Genomic DNA, 20454 nt, shown 5'->3' with positions numbered 1-20454 from the left:
CTCATCTCAAGGCTTGCGCCCTTCCTCTTCGGGCACATACACCACCTGTCCATCGGGCAGCCGGTAGGCGGTGCCCAGGCGCTGCCCCTGGCCCGAGAGCTTGCGGTCCGAGACCCGCTCGACCTTGATTTCCTGCTGATGCTTGCTGACCACTTCCAGTTCGCCCTCGGGCGTCGTGCGCGCCAGCGTCCAATCGGCATCGGCGCTGAGCATATCGGTCGAACCCAGCACGGAAAAGAGAGCGAGCGCCATCGCCACGATGAAGGCCAGGCTGGCATCGAACAAGTTGGCCACGCCGGCCAGCGGATCGTCGTGGCGGCTGACTTCCGGCCGGGGGCGCGCGAAGCGAAGGCGGCGCCTCATGAGCCGCTCCCTTCGGGCCCGGCCGGCTCGTGGGCGCGCAGGACCCGCTCGGCATGCAATCTGACCGCATCGAGATCCTCGCGTTGCCAGCCTTCGCGGATCATGGCGATCACGTGGGCGAATACGCCGATGGCGATGCCGACGATGGTGGCGGAGAACGCGACCACCATGTGGTCCGCCAGGGCGGGCAGGTCGCCGCGCGCCAAGCCGTCCAAGGCCGCCGCCATTGGGATCAGCGTGCCCATCAGGCCCAGCGATGGGCCGGCGCGCACGGCAAAGCGCACTGCGTTAAGGCTGCGCAAGCTGGCGTGTTCCGCCTGGGCCAGCACCTGTTCGATCCGGATATCCAAGTGATTGCTTGCGTGCGCGGCCGCGGCATTGATCTGGCCGGTGTAGCGCGTCACGGCCGGCCTGCTGCCGCGCCAGCGGCCCAGCGCGCTGCGCACGAACATGCCGAAAGCGATAAGCATCCAGACGATCAAGACTACGAGCAGGACCAGGACCGGATAGAACAATAGCTGGGAAACCTGCTCAAGGATGTGCTTCAAATCCATGATTTATAGTGCTCTCGTATAGCGAAGGTAAAAGGCTCGGCCGGGCATGACGTAGTCAGCCTTCTCGTAATAGTCGCGATCGAACAGATTGGCGACATCGAAGCGCAGCGTGTCCTTGGGCGTGACCTTCCAGCGGGCGCTGAAATCGACCGCTGTGAAAGGCTGGTTCTCGAACAAGCCGCCTCGCCCGCCGGTGTAGATATTGCCCTGGCTGTTGTCGGTGTCGTAGCGCGTGTCCACACGGCGAGCCGTCAGGGAGGCCGACAGGGCGTTGCCATCGCTGACGGTCAGCGCAACATTGCCCTTCCACTTTGCCACGTTGCGAATGGGCACAGCGCCAGCCGCATCGAAGTCCTCCGCCTGAATCAACCGCGTAAGGCTGGTGGCGATACCGAGGCGGCCGGCGGGCAGCCCGAACCACTGGCCCGCGTCAACCGCAAGCCGGGCCTCGATCCCGCGCATGCGCGAGTCGTCCGCGTTCTCATAGCTGCTGATGCGTTCCGTGGGAGTGTCGCTCACAATCACCGAACGGATCCGATCACGGATGCGCGCATCGAAGTAGGTCAGATCCGCATCGACTTGGCGGTCGGCATAGCCGATCCCGATATCCCAGCTCTTGTTGCGTTCGGGGTTCAAGCCGGCATTGCCGAGGCTGACCCGGCGCTGGCTGCCCGCGTACTCCACGTTCTCGCCGGCCAGTTCGCTGCCCTGCGGTGGCGCGAATGCCGTGCCCGCCGATCCATGCGCCCGCCATGCGTCGGTCAGCTTATAAACCACCCCGCCGCGCGGGTTGAAGCTGGTGAAATTGGATGACCCGGGAGAAAAGGTGCTTTTGTAAGGGGTTTCGCGCGTGCTGGCCTCGATCCAGTCCACGCGGCCGCCCAGCGTGACGATCAGACGGTCATCGAGCCACCGGCTGCCCCATTCGGCGAAGATACCGTTGCTGTCGCGCCGCTCGTTCGGGCTGTATGGAGCCAGGCGGCCCTCCGCCGCGTTGTAGGAGAAGCGATCCGCCTCGACGCGCTGCCAGTCGGCGCCATAGGTCAGGGAATGCCGCTCGTCGAGTGTCCACACATCCTGGAGCTGGAAGCCCAGATACCGGGATTCCGTCCTGCTCGAACGATACCGCGGCGCGGAAGCCGGCACGGTAATGTAGTTGTAGTTCTCGCGCGAGGCATAGGCCACCGCGGTAATCAAGTGATCCGGCGGCGTGAGCGTCAGCCGTATGTCCCCACCCAGCCTATCGGTCTCGTTGGCTGAGGCGTTGGGTGGGTTGTAGCTCAAGGGGCCGGGCGCATTGTTTTTCAGATCGGCCCAATCGATGGTTGCATCAATACGAACCCTATCGGTCAGGTCGCTGCCCAAGCGCGCCTTGCCCGACGTGCGGCGAAAATCGCTATTAGGCCGTTTGTTGCCCGCGCCGGTACGGAAGTTCCCATTCTGGTTCACGTACCCGAGCGCCAGGTCGAAGTCCGTACGATCCGAGAGGGAGCCGCCCAGCGAGAAATCCGTCTGACGCGTGTCGAAGGAGCCATATCCCAGGCTGACCGATCCCCCGATGGGACCCTTGGAGCGCCGGGTAATGATATTGACCACGCCGCCCATGGCGGAGGCCCCATACAGCGATGACGCGGGGCCCTTGAGCACCTCGACGCGCTCGATGCTTTCCGGCGACAAGGTGGTGAAGCTGGTCGAGCCGGAAGGCCGGCCATCGATCAGCACCAGCGTGCGCGGATTGATGGTGAACTCGAAGTTCGGCCGCATGCCGCGCAGGCCGACGCCCGCCAGACCGTTAGGGTACTGGATGACGTCCACGCTGGCGTTCTTCTTGAGCTGATCGAGGAAGGTATTGCCGACGGTTTCCTCGAGCACCGGGCCTTCGACGACCTCCATTGACGACGGCACTTCATCGCGGCGCTGGGCGCTGCGCGTCGCCGTCACCACCACGGGGTTGAGTTCGACCGGCGGCACCGGCGGCGGATTCGATGCGCTCAATGCCGCATTGGCACTGGCGCCGCGGGGTTCGGCGGAACCCTCGGCGGCCTGCGCGCCCCACGCGGCGCATGCCGCGACAACCGATACCGCGGCGCGCCGCGCCGCCTGCCGCCGCGCGCCATGCGCCACCCTGCTCCCTCTCATGCCATTTCTCCCTGAAATACAAATATGATATGTTATAACATACCAAATAATCAGGAATGCAATGCCTTGGAAGTCAATGCCAGGCCGAACCCGCCGCCCCTCGACCCCGACATGATGCAATACAATATCCGCACTATCCGGGGCGCCGACCCGGCGTCGGCGCCCCGCCAAAGGTGTTTTCTGGAGCAAATCAAGTTTTTGACCTAGCGCTACCCAAAAACAAGAGCGCGCCCCGGGGGGCGCTTGAAGGCCGAAGCGACATTCGCGGACTGCTCGCGGGGCTTGCCCTGGCGCTTGCCCCATTCAGCCTGCACGCTCACCCGCACGCCTGGATCGACGTGCGCAGCACCGTCATCATGTCATCCGACGGAATGATTTCGGCCATTGAAGAAGAATGGCTGTTCGATGACCTCTACTCTTTGGCTGTGATCGATGAAATGGCGATCGACAGCCCGCAAAAGACGACCGCAGTCAGCGATTTCGCCGCCAAGGTCATTGAAAACCTCGGCCCTTATGGCTATTTCATGCGAATCACGGCGGACGGACGCCCCGTCCGTATCGGCGCTGTCACGCAGTTCAAAAGCGAAATGAAGGGGCAACAACTGCTGTTGTCCTTTACCGCTCCGCTTGCCGAACCCGTGGATCCCATGCGTTATGCCGTAAAGTTCTCGGTTTACGATCCAAGCTATTTCATCCAGATGACTCACCGCCAGGACGAGCCGCCAGCCATCAGGGGCGCAGGGAAATATCGGTGCCAGGCCTACGTGAAGCAGCCCGATCCATCCCCCCAGGCCATTGCGCGCGCGTTTGCGCTGGACCGAGGGGCATCGCCGCAGGACAATCTTGGTGATCTGTTCGCGGAGAAGGTGCATATTCAATGCAAATAACGCAAGGACGATATTTCCGCGTTCTGGCGGGAGGCGGCATAGCGGGCGCCCTGACCCTCGCGCTATGGGTCTGCGCCGGTGATTATGACGTCCGGGGCAAGCTTCTGGCCTGGCTCATGAGCACGCAAGCCGAGCTGCACCGGGAGCTTGCCAGCGCCATGCGCCTGGTTGCGCAGGAGGGCTGGGCCGCAACCTGGCCGCTCATAGGAATAAGCCTGCTTTACGGCGTCTTCCATGCGGCTGGACCTGGGCACGGCAAAGCCGTGATTGCGACCTACCTGGGTACCAGCCGAACGCGTCTGCGCCGCGGCCTGCTCTTGTCGGTATTGTCGGCCATCGTCCAAGGCGTCGTGGCTGTAATGCTCGTCGAAGCCGTCGTTGGCCTGCTGGGCTACTCCTTGCGCCGCACCCAAGGTGCCGCAGCCCAATTGGAAAACATAAGCTTTGCCCTGGTCGCGGTGCTGGGCGCCGCGCTGGCCTTGCGCAGCATGACGGTGCTATATCGCCGGTGGCGCCAGCCAAACCGCCACGCCGGCTCCTTATTTGCGGGCGGCGGCGAAATGCAAGCGTACTGTGCCGATTGCGGGGGCCTGCACCGTTTGGCCGGCGGGCATATGGACCAGCCCCTGACATGGCGTACAGGGCTGCCAATTGTCCTGGCGATCGGAATGCGGCCATGCACGGGGGCGATACTCGTGCTGCTAGTCGCCTACTCGCTGGGATTGCGCTGGGTCGGGATCGCCGCCGTGCTGGCCATGTCACTCGGCACATCAGCGACCGTCGCCCTGCTGGCAACAGCGGCCGTCACGCTTCGGCAAGGCATGCTGCGCGTTTTTCAGCGGCAAACATCGTCCAAACGCCGGACAGGCGTCATTTTTGACGTGCTGGGCCTCATCGGCGGAACGGGTATTTTCCTGATCGGAATCGGGCTCATCCAGCAAGGGTTGAAGGCATCCAGCCATCCCCTTTTCTGAATGTTTACTCCGCAGGATTTCTGCCTTGCCGCCCTACGAGACACTAAGCACATATAGCGCATAAAACGGCACGCCCGTCAGCGCCCGGAAAACCGGCGCAAACAGCGAATACGGCAAGCCATAGCCTTCCATGATGCGGTGTATGGCGTACAGCTTGAGCCGAGGCTGCGGCCGCAGCAAATCGGCCAGCTTGCGCGGCCCCCAGTGAAACTGCGCCTCGGTGTGCCTGATCGATGGATGGCGCTTGGCGCGTCCGGCCGCCAGCCAGCAGATGGCGTCAAAGGCAAACAGGGATCCCGCAGGCGCGCGCTCGCCGAATGTCGCCAGTACAGCGTCGACCTCGCGCGGCTGCAGATACATCAAGACTCCTTCGCTGAAGAGGAACACCGGCGCCCCGCTGCGCGCCGCCGGCAGGCCGAGCCCGTCCCACCAGTTCGCCGCGGTCAGATCCAGCTCCTTCAGGGAATAACGCTCGGCGGGCGCCGGCAAAAGTGCGCGGCGCAAGGCCAGCACCTCGGGCAGGTCGGCGTCGGTCATCGTGGCCTGGCCATTGTCCAGCCATTGGACATAGTGGCTCAGCCCGCAGCCCAGGTTCACGATATGCCCATCGGGCCGGCCTCTGAGATAGTCGGCAGCCAATTCGCGAAAGCGGCGCGTGCGCGCCAGCACGCCATAGACGCTATGGCGGTCGCTCAGCCACTGCTGGCCGTCGTCGCCCAAGGCCTCGAGCGCCCGCCCGGCGTAGGCGTCCGCCGCCGCCATTTCAGGAAACAGCGCATCGCCCAGGGCCCGGGCCGCCAGCGGAATGCGCAGCGTCGAACTGACAGCCGATATCGGCGGGCGTGCCGGTACTGCCGGTACTGCCGGTACTTCCGGACCTGCCGCGCCGGCCGGCGAGGCGGTCTGCGGCGGCGTCACCCCCTCGATCGACGCCTTATCCATCGCCGGATAATCGAGCGCGAGTTGCATTTGCTCCTCGGTCGCCTGTCCGGCTACCGGTCCGTTCATGGCTGCCGGTCCATTCATAGGTGGCTCTCCTGAGTTGTCGGGCGCGGCACCGGCATCGCAGCCGGTAGCCATTGCAATAATATCCCGATTACTCATTCCTTTCACCCCGGCGGCGGCGATCACTTTGCCTGCGAGGACTCAACGTCGCGCAGTCCGCGCGCGTAGCGAAACAACAAGCTGGCGACGGTATGGCGGTGGACCAGGACCGGGCAGAAAAAGCATTCGATCAGCACATGGCGATCGAACTCAGTGACTTCGACCACCAGGTCAAATGCGGCATGTGCCGCGCGATCGATCCGATCGCTCCGTGGAATCGCGCCAAACTGGCGCACCACCTGATCTTCGCCATCGCAGCGGCGCGAATAGATGAACGCGGCCATGCCGCCCGGGGAAGAAACCTCAATGGGCGCGCCCATGCAACCCGGCGCTTCGCCCGCAGCATTGGGAAGCGGGCGGCGCAGCGCGCCTTGAGGGATGCGAACCGCATAAGCCACCGAATGTGACATGCCATCGAAAAAGCCGCCCAGGGCCCGGGAGTCGAGCGCGACCAGCGTATCGACCGTGCCGAGCATCAAAAAACCCTTGATCACCATGCCGAATACGGCAAAAAGCACCTCCACCAGTGTGCAATCGAGCCGCTGTCCGATATTCTTCAATGCTTGCAGCTGGGGCTCGCACAGCACCATGGGCAGGCGGCCATCGACCGGATTGCCCGCTGCTCCAATACTCGTGCAATAGCGGGGCCTCGCCGGCCGGACCCTGGCTCGCCTGCCGTTCTTCGGACGCTCGGCGCAGCCGGACTCTCGCCCCGCACGGTCCGCCTGCTTGCCATTCATGACGGCTCCGATTCAATCACTGCAAGCGCCTTGGACCTCGATCCAGCATGCGAAGACCGGATGACCGTCGACCAGCACCGGAGGCGCGGCCCGATGCGCAAGAAATCCAGCGCGGCGCAAAAGCCGTTCGACCCCCAGGGGCGAGACAGTGATCAATCGCTGAACACCTTCGCTGGCCGCCAGCGCGATTACCTCGCGCAATAGCGTGACCGCCACGGGCGAGGAGAATTGACGCATGGGGCCGGCACCCGTCGCCTGAAAATCGACCGCGGCAAAGCGCGATAGTTCCCAGACATCGGCCGCCTCGGGCAGCGGCGAGCTCCCCATCAATTGGGGAAACACCTCCCCCAGCAGGTAAGGCCTATGGGTGGGCAGCAGGCGGGCCGTGCCCACCAGCCCCCCATCGCCATCGTCGCGCCGCGCGCCCATATAGAGTGTGTCGGGCCGATCGAACTGATCGTATTCCAGCCCGCCCTGGCACGCCAGGTCCCAACCCAGTTTCTCCACAAAGACCCGATGGCGATACCGGGCGAGCCCGGACATCAGCTCCGGGGCCAATACATCCGAAGTGCCTGCGAAGATTTCCACCCTTGTCTCCCTGTGAATATGCAATACGTGCATTCCACAGGGTTGAGCGGTTTTGCGTAACTACCCTTTAGCGTAGGTAGGCTCAACCATAGCGTTCGCTGACAGCGCGACAGGTCGGCTCGGTCCAGGCCATGGCGTCGACCACGGTCGCCAGTATTTGCAGATTCTTGTCCCAGCCATAATCCCGCGCGGCCGCATCGACCAGCATCACGTTGCTGCGCGGCAATCCGACCCTGACACAGCTTACTTCGCCGCCGCTCGCCTCGATGCGCCAGTCCCATCCGAGTGAAACATAGGGCTGCGAGACGCTGGCCCATTCGGTGTAGCCGGTAATCGAGGTCGGACGCCCGCAGGCCGGCGGGTCGGCGCGGTCTTCATCGTCGAGCGCGGACACGATATGAATCAATCGGGTCGAAAGGATGGCGTCTAGCGGCAGGCGCAAGAAGCCATCGTGCATGGGCTGCGTGGCGGACATAATTCCCTTACCAATTCAACGGCTCGCCGATTGCGGCGAACGCTTGTAGAAAGATAATGGTATACGCAGGCCGCGGCGTCAATTGCCTTAGTTAAGCAAACCAAGCATCGCGGCGCGCACTACCGCCGCAGTCTTGTTCGCCGCCCCCAGCTTAAGGACCGCATTTTTGGTATGGAATTTGACTGTGTCGACCGAGATGGTGAGGATTTCCGAAATTTCGCTCGACGTCTTGCCATCGGCGTGCCACTTGAGCACTTCAGTCTCGCGCTGCGTAAGGGGAACCCCGGGCTCGCCGTGCAGATGGCGTGTAAGCACGCGCGTAAGCGACAAATGAGCGATATTCACAAGCCAGCGCATCTTGAGCTCCTTGCTTTCCAGTTCGCTGGCCGTGAGCGCCTCGCTCGACCGAACGAGGGTGAGCATGCCGCCGACCCCGTAACCATCCAGGCTGGACTGCGCCCAGCCGACGCGCAAGCCGCTCAACTGCGCCTCGGCCCATAATTGCCGGGTGCCGGCGAATACGCTGTTACTCCATAGCAACGGCGCATTCGTGCGGCGCCCATGACGCACGGTCGGGTCTATGCCCAGGTAGCCGGCCTCGGCATAGCGCGCCTGCCAGGCGGAGGGATAGTTATTGACCATGATGATTTTTGGATTGGTCAACGGCAGCGGCACGCGCAGGCCATAAGCGCAATGCTCGAAGCCGAGCATGCGCGCCGCCACTTCGATCTTCCCGAAGACGCCATGCTCGTCCACGTCCGAATCGACACTGGTCAATGTCAATAGATCCTCTGCCCAGCCCTTCATTGCGATTCCTCCCGGAGAGAAATACTGCACAACCCGCTGAGTTGCACGCCACAACCGTGTCCAGACCTCGGGCCATATCAGCCGTTCTCATTCTTGCGAATGTCGTTCTTATTGGAATAATTATTATTTAACTACTATTTCGCAGCCCTGGCTAATATTTCAACCCTATAACTTAGAAGAAATGATAATACACGCAATAAAAATGCAAATCATTACATTATGAGTTGATAATTGTTTCATTATCAAGTCAAGACGTTTTCATTTGCCGGGAAATATGCGCCTGCCCTGCCGCCGGATTCTGGACAAGCATGATGGGCCGCCGGGCCCGACGAGGCGCGCGGCTTTCTCACCACGATGCGCTAGCGGCATCGCGGCGCGGAACTGGATAGATTGGGTGGACCGGGCCAGGAATTCCGGGCGCCGGGCGGGGTCATGCCGCCGGCCGTTACTCCTGCTCGGGCAAGGCGCTGGACGCGCGGCGCGCGCGCACCCGGTCCAGGGCATCGGGGCGGTCGACCAGCACGCATTGCTTGCCGGTGCGCGTGCAGTGATCCTTTACCCGCCAGTAGGTGCCGTGGCTCACGCAGCCGGTCTGGCAAATCACCAGGTCGGCGTCGACCAGAGAAGTTTCCAGCGCCTTGCCATCGATGCCGTCATGACGCAGGAAACGGCCGCCGGAGTTCTCGATGGCGCGTTGCGCGAGCGTCGCGCTGGCCTCATCCTGCCCGATGCACAACACCGCCTTGTCATACAGGTCCGCCTCGGCCAGCCGTTCGGCGGGCAAGTCGACGCCGGAATGCGGCGCGGCGCTTGCCCGCCTTGCCGTGCGCTCGCGCATCAACACACCGATGCGCGCTTTCAGCGCCTCCAGTTCGCGGGCCATGTCGGCCCGCTTCGCCAAGCCAGGCGCGGCCGCGGCGAGCGCCTCGTAATCATCGCGGGCCCAAGCCAAGGCGCTGTCGCGGGAAATCACGGCCGCGCGCAGCATCATCACCTGGGCTTCCAGCCGCTCGATCATGGCGGCCTGTTTGCGGACGACCCGGCTGGCGCGATATTGCGCGCGCCCGTATTCCGTCATCAAAACGATATGTTCCTGCTGAAGGCGCTCAAAATCCAAACACATTGTCCTCGTCGTCGTCATCGTCCGGCCACTCCCACAGTTGCGCGCGCGGGCCGCGGTTCAATACTGCATCGACCGCATTGCACGAAGCGCTTTTCTTGCACATTGAGCCGCATTATAAATGGTAATCATTTCGTTTAATAGCGGCATTGCGTCGCTCGATGACCACCCCCGGCAAGCGCCCCGCTGCTATCAGCCGTCACGCCGCTCCAGCGCCCGCTCACAGAAATGGGTGAGGATCTGCACTAAATACGCACGGTCGGGCGGCTCGCCCGCCGATACGGCATCGTCGGCCAGGCCGTGCAAGGCGTTAAAGAGCATGACGGCCACCCGATGCGGATCGTCCACGGTCCACACGCCGGCCTGTGCGCCGCTTTGCAGCATGACCGCAAGCTGGCGCACCACGACGTTATCGCTCATCTCGCGCCGGTTCTCCGGGCGAAACTCGTGAAAGATCACATCGTGCAGCGCGACCTGGTCAAAATACGTGTCCAACCCCGCCTTCACCCACGCGCGCAAGCGCGCCTTCCAGTTATCGGGGCGATGCCGCGCCATCGCCTGCTCGAGCCGCGCAAAAAACCCTTCCACAAAGCGCTCCTGCAACGCGGCGAGCATGGCTTCCTTGGAGGCAAAATACAGGTAAAAGGTGCCTTTGGCCACCTGCGCGCCCGCGGCAATGTCGTCGACGCTGGTAGCGGCAATGCCCTTGGCAACGAAGAGGTGCTCGGCGGCGGCCATCAGGTCGGCGCGCCGAGCCTGCGGCGCCTTGGTGCGCGGTCGCGCCATGGCCGAGGGTGATTGCCCATCTGGGTCCCGCAGGCTGTCCGCGGCGCGCCGCACCCGACCGGCCATCAGCCAGGTACCTTCATCTGGGCGGCCAGGGATCTGAGCACCGACGGCTGATCGAGCACCAGGCCACGCGGCGTATATACGGTTGCCTGCAGCCACGTCAGCGCGTCCTCGGGCTGCGCGAAGGTGTCCGCGGGTACGCCAAACAGTTTTTCCACATTCATTTTGCGCATTTTTTCATAATGATCGATTGGTACGACGCTGGCCATGCCCATGACTTGGGCGCGGATCGCCGGGCCGCGCTCGTGCAGCCAGAGCTTGGCCGCCTGCGCGGCGCCAGCCGGATGAACCAGCGCGTCGGCGTCGGCGAATACGCGCAGCGACGCAAAGGGCTCGCCACGCTCAAGCCAACGGTTCCATTCGTCGGTAAACGCCTGCATATCCTCGAGTGTCGAAAGGCCCGAAGCCACCGATACCACCAAAGGCCAGTGCGACAAATCATGGTGCGTCATTGTAAACTTCCTCCGATAGAGAACTTGCTGGGTCCCGAAACCTATCATTTGCGTTCGATCAGGCGCAGCGGCGTGCCGTCCGGATCGCTGAACTGCACCCAGCGATAGCGCTCATTCTCCCCGGCCTGCAGGGACAGTCCTCGGGCTTCGAAGTACCGAACGGCCTCACGCAGATCGTCCACCCGAAAACCGATCGATAACTCACCCATTGGCGGGTGGGCGGGCATGCCGCTCGCGCCAGGGCTGCCCTCATGCAGCTCGATCACCAGCCCTGGTGCGTCGACCTCAGCATAGTCCGAGCAGCGCAGACCTAGTGGCAAACCCAGCGTCTGCGTGTAAAAGCTAAGCGACACCTCCAGATCCCGGATCTGCAGGATCACGCCTGAAGCGCTCAGCAACGGGCGGTCGGTTCGCACGGACAATGGAGGCATCGTGGTCATAGGCACCAGTGACCCCGTATGGTTCGCGCCCCGACGGCTCGCAGCGCCGACACTGTGAGTGCGCGCACCGCGCGGCCCGGCCGTGTCGCGACCCTTACGAGTCCGCCGCGCCATGGCGTCGGCCATGTCGACGGTTGGTGACAGCCCATCAAACGCTCCTTCGGATTCAGCATAACCTCAATACTGACTAACGGTCAGTCATTTGTCAATCACATTGAGAATTATTTACACTTTCGGAGATATCCGCGATCTAGTCCCCGGCGCAACATGTCCGGATAGGCAGTCTTTGACGACCGCCGCAACCCAAAACATGACCTGCATAGCTGCGCCAACGCAGCACGAGCGTCGCCCCGCACCAGTGCTATTCTCCATGGACGCAGGCTGCGGTGGTCAGGCGCGCACATGGCCGCACGCAAAATCATGTCAAGCTCACTTTCGTTGGGTGCTGGCTCTTTCAGTAGCGGCTCCGAGCGGCGAGTCAACAGCCAAGCCAAGGCACGCAGGCCCTCTGCTGCCTCCTTTACGCGGTACTCCCCGCTTCCAGTCTCTGTCATTTCGTGCTGCCTTTACCGTGTCGCAACACTTATCATGGGAAATGCCTCAATGCTCAGCTTGGTGACGGTAACTACTTAGTACTTAGCGGCGGCATTGCTGGACGTCGATTCGGCACGCAGCACCCTGGGTAAGCTGCCGACAATAGCACGCCATGTTGTCGACTCCGTTGTCCCAGGCGGCTGTGCATCCATGAAGCGCGCGGCGAGGTTTCCCGCGGTATCGAAGAATTCTACGATTGTGATATCCCCTTGCCGGCTGCCGAGGCGTACAACCCAACCACGGGCGATATCCGGCGCGTGTATGTGCAACGCTAGATCTTTCGCCTGATAGCTAAACCAGCCTTCACCAATGAACTGGGCTCTGTCGAACGCGCCCGAGAACAATTGCACCAATCCCAAGTTGCCGATGGCAACCGTTGCTGGCTCTTTATCTTGCACTAGGCGCTTGGCAAGTAGTTGCACCGATTCTGGGCTGACGGCATAGGCGGCGTTAGATCCCCACTCCTGCCAGAGCTTTTGATGCGCACGCGGCAATTTCTCCAGCAGGAGTTCTACAGCGAGGAAATCCGCGGTCGCACGCAACGCGGTGCATAGTTGTTCCACTGACTCGTTTGGCGGCGAGTCAGTTGCTGCCGATGCAGTCCGAACTGATAAGGTTGTTGGTTGAACGGGTGCCCTGAACTCCCGAGTCATGCGATCGAACGCGTCGTTATGACGCTGACCCTCAAGAATAAATTTATTGATCGACGTTCCATAGGCATCGAAGGCCTGCAGGCTGCGAACCGGTGTCCTCTTCGGGCCGTAGTAATGAATGACCGAAAACAAGTACTTCCAGTTTTTCCAGAGAAAGTGCAAATGCAGCGGTTCGCCGGCATAAAGGACTTCAGGATTGCCGACATGTGCCAAATCGCGCTGCGATTCCAGGACCGCTGTGCGTTCGCTGATGCCGTAGTCGTTACGCGTCACGGAGGTCACCCGGCCGAAGCTAGCGGACTGGGCAAATATGCGGCGCAAGTCTGATGTATCGCTACGCAGCAGAACCACATCCGGACCGACTTCTGTCGCCAGCAACTGGGCTTCGGTCGTGTTCAACGCCTCGCTCGCATCGCGGGCATTGCCGTTCGGATGCGCCGCATGGAACACCTTCCAGCGGCTGGCCAGATCGCTTGGCGGCGACGCCGCCGATGCCGCCACCCAGAACGACGCCGCCAGGCAAAGCGTCAACAGCATTCGATTCCAATTATTCCAACGCATGTTCACTCTCGACGGTTAACCGTATTAAGGACGGCGACCCGCCTGTTGGCGGTCGAGACCGTGCACCGTCAACCGCAACACGCTCAAATCGGAGTCCGAGGCAATATCGTGTTCGGTATATCGCCATCGCGTCCAGTGCCGGGTGGCATAGCGGCGCGTGGCGTTGCTGTAGCGGAGCGATGCGGGGTCATCGGATTGGCTATGGGACAGCATCACGTAAGCCTGCACGCCATCCTTATCAAAACTGACCACCTGCATATAGCTATTCCCGAGCAGATCCCTGTCTCGAATGTCTCCGCTCGCCTCGTCGCCCCATGCCGCGCAAGCCGAAGTAAAGTATCCGGGTCCATCACAGCCTCCGAACAACGGTATGTTGCGGCCATCCTTATCGACATACAGCACCTCGCCTCGCGCTGGGTCTATCGGTCTCCCAGATGCCTCGATGCTCAAAATGGCCGCACCGAAGCCCTGGGCAATATCGGGATTTCTGGCATCAAGGCCCGAAGGGGTATTTACCGGGTCGGCCGGATTAAACGGCACCGCGTACAAGGACGGGCCCGCGATCTTGCCTATGCGTTTCCATATCTCGTCCCACAAATACGCGCCTTTCGCATCCACGGTTGCCGCGCCGTTCCAATGCCGCAACACTTCGCATGCCTTGCCGATTGCGACCTGCTTGGCCGGGTTGAACGTCAGCCCTGTCGCAATGTCCTTGTACACGGAAATAGACGGACGCCGACATACTTCGGTGAGCAGTCGATTCTTCAACAACAGCGCCGACATCGCTTGGCTGCCCAGCGACATGGCGCGCACTGACGCACTGTCGGCTCCTGGGTCGCCAAGACCATCCGTACCGGCCAGGCGTTCACGAACCATCAGATATCCCAGCCGCTGGCGCAGGCTCAATGGTTTTCCGGTTTCACCGAAAATCTGCGCAAAGCCGCCCAGGGGCGCCGCTGGATTGGCAAGCCGGTAGCTGTTGTTCATGTTGGCGACATAATCGCGGCGCAACAGGCTAGGCATGGCGCTGGCAGGCAGCGCGCCAGCCTGTACGGCGTCGGCATCGGTACGCCAGTTGCACATTGAACGGCTACCGTCCAGGAACGGCACGCCTGGGGCACCTTTATCAAACGCCTTGCCCAGCTGCGTGGCGCAGGCGGCGGCCAGGTCGTCCGGGACATTGGGTACTGCGCCGACATCTGCGTACCAGGCACGTCCATCGTTGCGGCCCACCGCCAAGGTGTTGACCCACGGCATTGCAACCAGGCGCTTCTGGATGGCGATGAAATCGTCAAGCGATCGGGCCTGATCCCATTCGAGGAAGTTCTGGAATATCCTGAAGTTCTCCGCGTTGACATCACGCAATGCGAACGCCTTGTGCTCGGTCCACTTCAATGCGGGCGAGAATGACGCCAAGTCCACAACCGGGCCAAACCGGGTTCGATAAAGGGTACGGTTAACCTGGGCCAGACTGCCATCGCCACGCAAGACCTGCACGGTCAGGGGCACGGCAGTCATCGCCATCGGCTTGCCATCGTACAGATAGGTCGTGGGATCTCCCGCCTGGAGCGTCAATTCGAAGATGCCGAACCGGCGGGCCGCTGATACCGTGTGGGTCCATGCGACTGCGTTGTTGAAGCCGAGCATGATGACGGGCACGCCCAGGAAAGACACGCCGCTGACGTTGATCTGTCCTGGAATCGTCAGTTGCGCCTGGTAGAAGCGGTCGGGGCCTGCCCAATACCAATGGGGGTTTCCCAGCAGCAAACCGCTGTCTGTGCCAGTAGCTGAAGCGCCAAAGGCGATGCCATTGCTCCCTATTCCTGACTGCCCGCCTGCCTGAAGCCACACGCCGGCGACCCTGCGGGTCAAGTCCGCAAGCGGTGCCGGCAGCTTCGAATCCCTGCGCAAAGCGGGGTCGGAAGGCGGCTGGGCGTTCGCAATGCCTGAAATGAAACTCGTGGTCCCGCCGGCCATATTGGCCGCGTAAAGTCGACGGTAGATGTCTGCATCGCTGATGTCTGACAGCCACGGCGCAGTTCTGCAGGCCTGATGCGCGTTCGTATTGTTACGGGAACGCAAGCCGTTCAGATAAGCGTTGAAGCCCTTGGCGAATCCAGCGACGAGTTGCCGGATTTCGACCGACTGATGATCACGGTACATATTAACCACTTCACCGCTGTCAACTAGCTTGAAAAAGAAGTCAGCGTCGATGTTCTTGAGCTCGCCGATCGTGGAATGAGTCCGAAGACGCCCTTCAGGACCAAAATACTGTGATCGCTCGCCTCGATAAGTGACGAACGCCTCGGCCATCGTGCATAGATTATCCTCAGCCTGGGCATAACCATATCCGTATCCCAGTGCAACCCAATTGTCAGCTTTGATGTGAGGAACGCCATCCTCCGTTCTTCTGATCTCGACGGATCCATAAACCTCCTTTGCCACCGAGTCATGATCGTTAAAGCTGCGGCTCATGCATCCCGAAATCACAATTACGCCGATCAGCAACGCATAGGCTCGTCCCATCGAATTCCCCAAGTTGCGCGTGGAGCACCCACACCAGTTCATGCCATCATGCAAATAATAGAATAATTATCATTTCATTATTGCATGGGAATTTCCTTGCTGCCAGCACTGATTAACCTGAGAGCCACGTCCCCGACACGCTCCACCGCCTATGCGGTTATGTGCGCTTTGCTAAAGCCGCTCCGTAGCACCACATGTTGGGTTTTTACAAATTTCATTGTAGAATCGAATGAGAATCACTGTCATTGACGTTATTATTGAGTAACATACAGAATTCTTGGTGCCGACGCATTTGCACTCTCGAGCAAGCAATTTCGACCCGTGAAAAATGAGTCTGTCGTGTCGATTTGCGCGCAGCTTGATTGCCTCCTATAGAACCTCCTCATCATCGTGGTCGAACGCTACTACAAAGAACTCATTGGCTTTTTTTCCCGTTCACTGAGAGATCGTGATGCGGCGTGCGACATTGTTCATGAGTGTTACGCACGCGTGTTGTCAATGGACGCATCTATAGCAATTCCAGAGCCGCGCGCGCTTCTTTATCGAATCGGGAAGAATATTGTCACTGACAACGTGCGACGACGAGACGCAGAGGCAAAGATGCTGCAGACACTGGATATGGTCACCCCAGATGAAGCTCCGTCGGTAGAGCGTGAGGTGGGCGCTCGTCAGCAGTTAGACTGCCTTATGGCACGTTTGGCTGCAATGCCACGCAAGCGGCGCGAGGCCTTTATACTTGTGCGTATTTACGGTTGCAGCCATGCCGAGGCGGCCGAACATTTGAACAGTACGAAGATGGCCATCGAGAAGCATATCGTCCGAGGAGTGATTGATTGTATGAATCTCGCATCCGACCATGCATAGATCGACTGAGGATAAGCACGACGTCTCGCCCATGTGCTCCGAAAACGACGCCATAAACCCCTCAAAAGCATACATTGACCAAGAGCCTCTACGCCTGCCCGCAACACCATCGCGTAAACTGCTAGAACACGCTCTGCTTCTGATCGCACGAGAGCATGGTGGCGACACGAGTTGCGCAAAAGCGGCGGAGCAAGAACTGGCCTGTTGGCGGGCGGCAAACCCATCGCATGAATCCGCCTATCAATGGGCGCTGCGCGCATGGGCCTGTAGCGACGCACGCGCATTACGTGACCATGTGCCGATCCCGCCCACGCAGGCTGAACGCGGCATTCGTGTCCGACGCGACCGCCGCCGCGTCATTGCGACTTTGGGCATCGCCGGAATTGCTGCGGGCGTTGGCCGCTGGTTCTGGTCTCAATCTGTGCAGGAACTCGTTCTACAAACTGAACGTGCACAATTGCTCAGCAAGGAGTTATCGGACGGCTCTCAAGTGGATTTAGGGGCGCACACCACCGCTCATGTCCTTTATTACGCCGACCGGCGGGAAGTGCGCCTGAATCGGGGAGAGGCTCGATTCGTAGTCCAACCTGACGCCAAACGGCCCTTCATTGTCACGACGGACTGGGGACGTGTTCGCGTCGTAGGCACCGTCTTCTCGGTTGCAGCACGCGATGGACATATGTCCGTGGCGGTCGCAGAGGGGCGTGTCGAGGTCTGGGCCAATCATAAAGCGGGTCGTCCATTCGATACGGACAGCGCATCCCCAAGCGTAATGCTTGGCCCGGGCGATGCAATACAGACCGACCATCAAGGACTAGGAGATCCTCGCCGCATACAAACCGCCGACGTTGGCGCGTGGCGGCAAGGTTGGCTTGTGTTCGATGGGACGCGATTGCCAGAAGCGATCGACCGCTGGAACGACTACATGACAAAGCCGCTCGTCTTAGGTGCTGATCCCGCGCTTGACACATTACGCCTGACGGGAAGTTTTCCAATGCGCGACCCTGATGCTTTCCTGAGCAGCCTGCCAAAAATCCTTCCGATAAAGATGGCCCAACGTGCCGATGGCGTGGTAGTCATTCGCGCGCGCTGATCCACGCCTCAGAAAATAATTGTCCGGTATTTCGCATCTCGCCCGTCTTCCGATAAACATAACCAAACAGAGAGGACGTCGAAGCAATGCTTAAGCTACCATTCCAAATACCGGACTTGCCGATACCACGCAGCGGTAAAAACAGAATCGCCGCTTCGGGGCATTTATTGACCATAGCGTTCGCTAGCGCAACCGCTCTGGCTTTTATAGCAGTGCCACATACGGCATATGCTCAGAATCAATCTGGCACTGCTGCCCTCGCCTCAACATGGCAGTTTTCACTACCTTCACAGCCATTAGGCAACACAATCAATGCCCTAGCTCGCCAAAGCGGGGTGGCGATTTCGGTGGATGCCACCCTTGTTGCGGGGAAGACTGCTTCGGCGCTGCAGGGTTCAATGACGCTACGGCAAGCACTAGATCGGGCGCTAGAAAGCACCGGCCTGATAGTTGCCGCCAATGGCTCCGCTATAACGGTGCAACCACCAGCAACAACGCAGAATGCCACTACATTGCCAACGATTACGGTTACGGCCCCACAAGCACCGATAACTTCCCTAAACCTTGACGCTCCGGTTACCAGCGGTGCACTCGGGACCCGCACTCAACTCGACACACCGTTCTCAACCACTGTAGTCGATAAGCAAGATATCGAGCGACGTCAGGCTTCGACGCTCGGTGATATTTTCAACCTCGACGCGTCTGTGGTGAACCAAGGGAACACATACAACACGCGTTCCAGTTATTTAACGGTCCGTGGCCTGCAACTGGACTACGCAAATGGCTATAAGTTAAATGGCTTGCCGATCATCAACTATGGCGTCGAGCTGCCTTATCAAGATTTTGAGCAAGTCGAAATACTCAAGGGGCTTTCTGGGTTCATGTACGGATTTGGATCCCCTGGAGGTATCGTCAATTTTGTGACGAAGAAGCCGCCTATCCTTGCCGACGGGCTTCTGCTAAGTGCAGATGTCGGCTACAAGTCTGATGGGATTTTTAAAGAGCATGTCGATATCGGTGATCGATTCGGTACTGACGGAATGTTTGGCTTCCGGCTCAATGCTGCTCACGAAGGGGGCGAAACGTATAACGGAGGTCACGTCAACGGAAATGATGTGTCTCTTGGACTGGATGCGCACCTGACACCGAATTTGACGTGGACATTGGACACCTTGTATCAAAAACGACACGCCTCAGGGCAGGTCGCGGCGATATCGACACTTCTTGGATATACAGGCACCAGTCTGCCGTCGCCGATCAATGGCCGTGCCGATAATTTAACGTCGTCCGATGGCTCTCCACAATCCACCGAATTTGGCTTAATCACAACGGGCTTGAGCTATGCGATCGCGCCGGACTGGAAGGTTAGTACGAACTATAGTTACTCGTCGACAAATCGGCGCTACATCGAAGACTGGCTGTACATCTCGAATCCGAATGGCGACTATACGGAGCGCGTCTACGACCAAGCAAACAAGTATAAATTTCAGCAATGGCAACTAATGCTGGAAGGGAAGGCTCAGACGGGTCCATTTGAGCACCAACTGGTTTTCGGCACATCGTCGCAAAAACAGACCAACGACGGGAATAGTCAGTTCTGCTTTTGCACAATTGGCACGGGCAACATCTATGACCAAAACACCATTACCTATAACAGCGCCATAACGCCGTCGTGGTACCGTCAGTCAACCTATGATCAGACCGGATTTTTCGGAAGCGACACCATCAAACTGACCGACCGCTGGTCAGTCCTCGCTGGTGCCCGTTATACGAACTACGAGCAGAATGGATATACTGCAGCTGGCGCACAGACGATCCATTATAAAAAGGACGGTGTCGTCACGCCAACGTTCGCGCTAATGTACAAGCCCCGCCCGGACACGACACTCTACGGTAGCTATGTTGAATCCCTCGAGCAAGGCGCGCAGGTGCCTCTGATGTATGAAAATGCAAACGACCTTCTCAAGCCGCTGAAAAGTAAGCAGTACGAAGTCGGCGTCAAGACAGAACATGACTCCTGGAGTGCTACTGCTTCCCTGTTCAGGATAGAGCGAGGTGCGGCATACGGTAACAGCGACAATGTCTACGTCCAGAACGGCAAGCTTCGATACCAGGGCCTGGAGCTCGGAACATCTGTGAATTTCACCACGAACCTGTCTGTTGCAGGGTCGTTCACAGCGATGAATACTGAATATGTGAAAACCAGCGAGAACGTGGGCAATCGCGTCTCGGTCACACCCAATTACGTTGGAGCACTACGCGTTGCTTACGCGGTTCCCCAACTGCAGAATTTGGAAGTGGGTGCCGACGGGCGATACGTGAGTACGCAAAAGCTTGACGCTGCGAACTCGATCGAGATTCCCGGTTATTTTATTTTCAATCTCACGGCGAACTACAACACCCGAGTTTCGGGGCACGACCTTCAGTTGACTGCAGGTGTGTTTAACGTCGCCAACAAGAGATACTGGTATGCACAGAGCGAAGGTGTAGTTTTGGTAGGTATGCCGCGAACGGTCGGCATCATGGCGAAAATCAGCTACTAAGCCATCGGAGAAAGAGGTATGCGGACGTACCTCCTCCTCCACCATCGTCAAGCACGAGTGAGAGAAGGCCGCGTTATCGTTGGGTAGGAAAAACGTGGCGTTCGGCTCCGCGTTGAATGGCCCCAAGG

Annotated in this window: 20 protein-coding genes; 5 read left to right on the top strand and 15 right to left on the bottom strand. The window is 59.9% G+C overall.

Annotated features, from left to right (window positions below):
• Positions 1-6: 6 nt before the first annotated feature.
• From BUB23_RS11070 to BUB23_RS11060, 3 genes are read right to left on the bottom strand one after another with little or no spacing between them, the layout of a single operon-like run.
• Positions 7-363, bottom strand: a complete 357-nt coding sequence (locus BUB23_RS11070; RefSeq protein ID WP_073103186.1) for a DUF2149 domain-containing protein — start codon at positions 361-363, stop codon at positions 7-9.
• Entirely contained in the window at positions 360-917 is a 558-nt protein-coding gene (locus tag BUB23_RS11065) for a MotA/TolQ/ExbB proton channel family protein (protein WP_073103185.1), read from the bottom strand. The genes BUB23_RS11070 and BUB23_RS11065 overlap by 4 nt, the downstream gene beginning before the upstream one ends.
• A 3-nt stretch (positions 918-920) precedes the next feature.
• Complete coding sequence (locus BUB23_RS11060; protein ID WP_178372303.1) at positions 921-3056, bottom strand: TonB-dependent receptor; 2136 nt, start codon at positions 3054-3056, stop codon at positions 921-923.
• Between the two features lie 173 nt (positions 3057-3229).
• Between BUB23_RS11060 and BUB23_RS11055 the strand changes: the two genes are divergently transcribed.
• Both BUB23_RS11055 and BUB23_RS11050 read left to right on the top strand, forming a co-directional pair.
• Positions 3230-3943: a DUF1007 family protein gene (locus BUB23_RS11055; RefSeq protein ID WP_073103183.1), complete on the top strand. Its 714-nt coding sequence runs from the start codon at positions 3230-3232 to the stop codon at positions 3941-3943.
• A complete protein-coding gene (locus BUB23_RS11050) occupies positions 3934-4917 on the top strand; it encodes a nickel/cobalt transporter (protein ID WP_073103182.1) in 984 nt (327 codons plus the stop codon). The genes BUB23_RS11055 and BUB23_RS11050 overlap by 10 nt, the downstream gene beginning before the upstream one ends.
• 33 nt (positions 4918-4950) lie before the next feature.
• Here the strand turns inward: BUB23_RS11050 and BUB23_RS11045 are convergent, their stop codons facing one another.
• The 12 genes from BUB23_RS11045 to BUB23_RS10990 form a co-directional block, all read right to left on the bottom strand.
• Positions 4951-5943, bottom strand: a complete 993-nt coding sequence (locus tag BUB23_RS11045) for a class I SAM-dependent methyltransferase (RefSeq protein ID WP_245801237.1) — start codon at positions 5941-5943, stop codon at positions 4951-4953.
• Positions 5944-6044: 101 nt separating this feature from the next.
• Positions 6045-6761: a hypothetical protein gene (locus BUB23_RS11040; RefSeq protein ID WP_143160952.1), complete on the bottom strand. Its 717-nt coding sequence runs from the start codon at positions 6759-6761 to the stop codon at positions 6045-6047.
• Between the two features lie 12 nt (positions 6762-6773).
• Complete coding sequence (locus BUB23_RS11035) at positions 6774-7304, bottom strand: acyl-homoserine-lactone synthase (RefSeq protein ID WP_425439540.1); 531 nt, start codon at positions 7302-7304, stop codon at positions 6774-6776.
• 127 nt (positions 7305-7431) lie between these two features.
• Complete coding sequence (locus BUB23_RS11030; RefSeq protein ID WP_073103179.1) at positions 7432-7824, bottom strand: DUF4902 domain-containing protein; 393 nt, start codon at positions 7822-7824, stop codon at positions 7432-7434.
• 87 nt (positions 7825-7911) lie between these two features.
• Entirely contained in the window at positions 7912-8631 is a 720-nt protein-coding gene (locus BUB23_RS11025) for an autoinducer binding domain-containing protein (RefSeq protein ID WP_073103178.1), read from the bottom strand.
• Positions 8632-9076: 445 nt separating this feature from the next.
• On the bottom strand, positions 9077-9754 hold the full coding sequence (locus tag BUB23_RS11020; protein ID WP_073103177.1) for a DUF2325 domain-containing protein: 678 nt from the start codon (positions 9752-9754) through the stop codon (positions 9077-9079).
• Between the two features lie 189 nt (positions 9755-9943).
• Entirely contained in the window at positions 9944-10603 is a 660-nt protein-coding gene (locus tag BUB23_RS11015) for a TetR/AcrR family transcriptional regulator (protein ID WP_084135965.1), read from the bottom strand.
• Complete coding sequence (locus tag BUB23_RS11010; RefSeq protein ID WP_073103176.1) at positions 10603-11052, bottom strand: hypothetical protein; 450 nt, start codon at positions 11050-11052, stop codon at positions 10603-10605. Before BUB23_RS11010 ends, BUB23_RS11015 begins: the two co-directional genes overlap by 1 nt.
• 44 nt (positions 11053-11096) lie before the next feature.
• On the bottom strand, positions 11097-11492 hold the full coding sequence (locus BUB23_RS11005; protein WP_178372302.1) for a VOC family protein: 396 nt from the start codon (positions 11490-11492) through the stop codon (positions 11097-11099).
• Positions 11493-11713: 221 nt separating this feature from the next.
• Entirely contained in the window at positions 11714-12046 is a 333-nt protein-coding gene (locus BUB23_RS27570; protein ID WP_073103174.1) for a nitroreductase family protein, read from the bottom strand.
• A 75-nt stretch (positions 12047-12121) separates the two neighbouring features.
• Positions 12122-13276 carry a ChuX/HutX family heme-like substrate-binding protein gene (locus tag BUB23_RS10995; RefSeq protein ID WP_073103173.1) on the bottom strand — a complete coding sequence of 385 codons (1155 nt, stop codon included), beginning with the start codon at positions 13274-13276 and terminating at the stop codon, positions 12122-12124.
• Positions 13277-13324: 48 nt separating this feature from the next.
• The gene (locus tag BUB23_RS10990; RefSeq protein WP_143160951.1) at positions 13325-15826 is read right to left on the bottom strand and encodes a penicillin acylase family protein; all 2502 of its coding nucleotides are present in this window, start codon (positions 15824-15826) and stop codon (positions 13325-13327) included.
• 390 nt (positions 15827-16216) lie between these two features.
• Between BUB23_RS10990 and BUB23_RS10985 the strand changes: the two genes are divergently transcribed.
• The 3 genes from BUB23_RS10985 to BUB23_RS10975 all read left to right on the top strand — a co-directional run bounded on the left by BUB23_RS10985 (position 16217) and on the right by BUB23_RS10975 (position 20326).
• Positions 16217-16690 carry a sigma factor-like helix-turn-helix DNA-binding protein gene (locus BUB23_RS10985; protein WP_073103171.1) on the top strand — a complete coding sequence of 158 codons (474 nt, stop codon included), beginning with the start codon at positions 16217-16219 and terminating at the stop codon, positions 16688-16690.
• Positions 16691-16721: 31 nt separating this feature from the next.
• Positions 16722-17783 carry a FecR family protein gene (locus tag BUB23_RS10980; protein ID WP_084135990.1) on the top strand — a complete coding sequence of 354 codons (1062 nt, stop codon included), beginning with the start codon at positions 16722-16724 and terminating at the stop codon, positions 17781-17783.
• A gap of 86 nt (positions 17784-17869) precedes the next feature.
• The gene (locus BUB23_RS10975) at positions 17870-20326 is read left to right on the top strand and encodes a TonB-dependent siderophore receptor (RefSeq protein WP_073103170.1); all 2457 of its coding nucleotides are present in this window, start codon (positions 17870-17872) and stop codon (positions 20324-20326) included.
• Positions 20327-20454: the final 128 nt, after the last annotated feature.

The sequence above is a fragment of the Pollutimonas bauzanensis genome (assembly GCF_900129885.1).
Lineage (GTDB): Bacteria > Pseudomonadota > Gammaproteobacteria > Burkholderiales > Burkholderiaceae_B > Pollutimonas > Pollutimonas bauzanensis.
The sequence above is the reverse complement of the archived record's forward strand: the minus strand, read 5'-3'. Positions and strand labels throughout refer to the sequence as shown.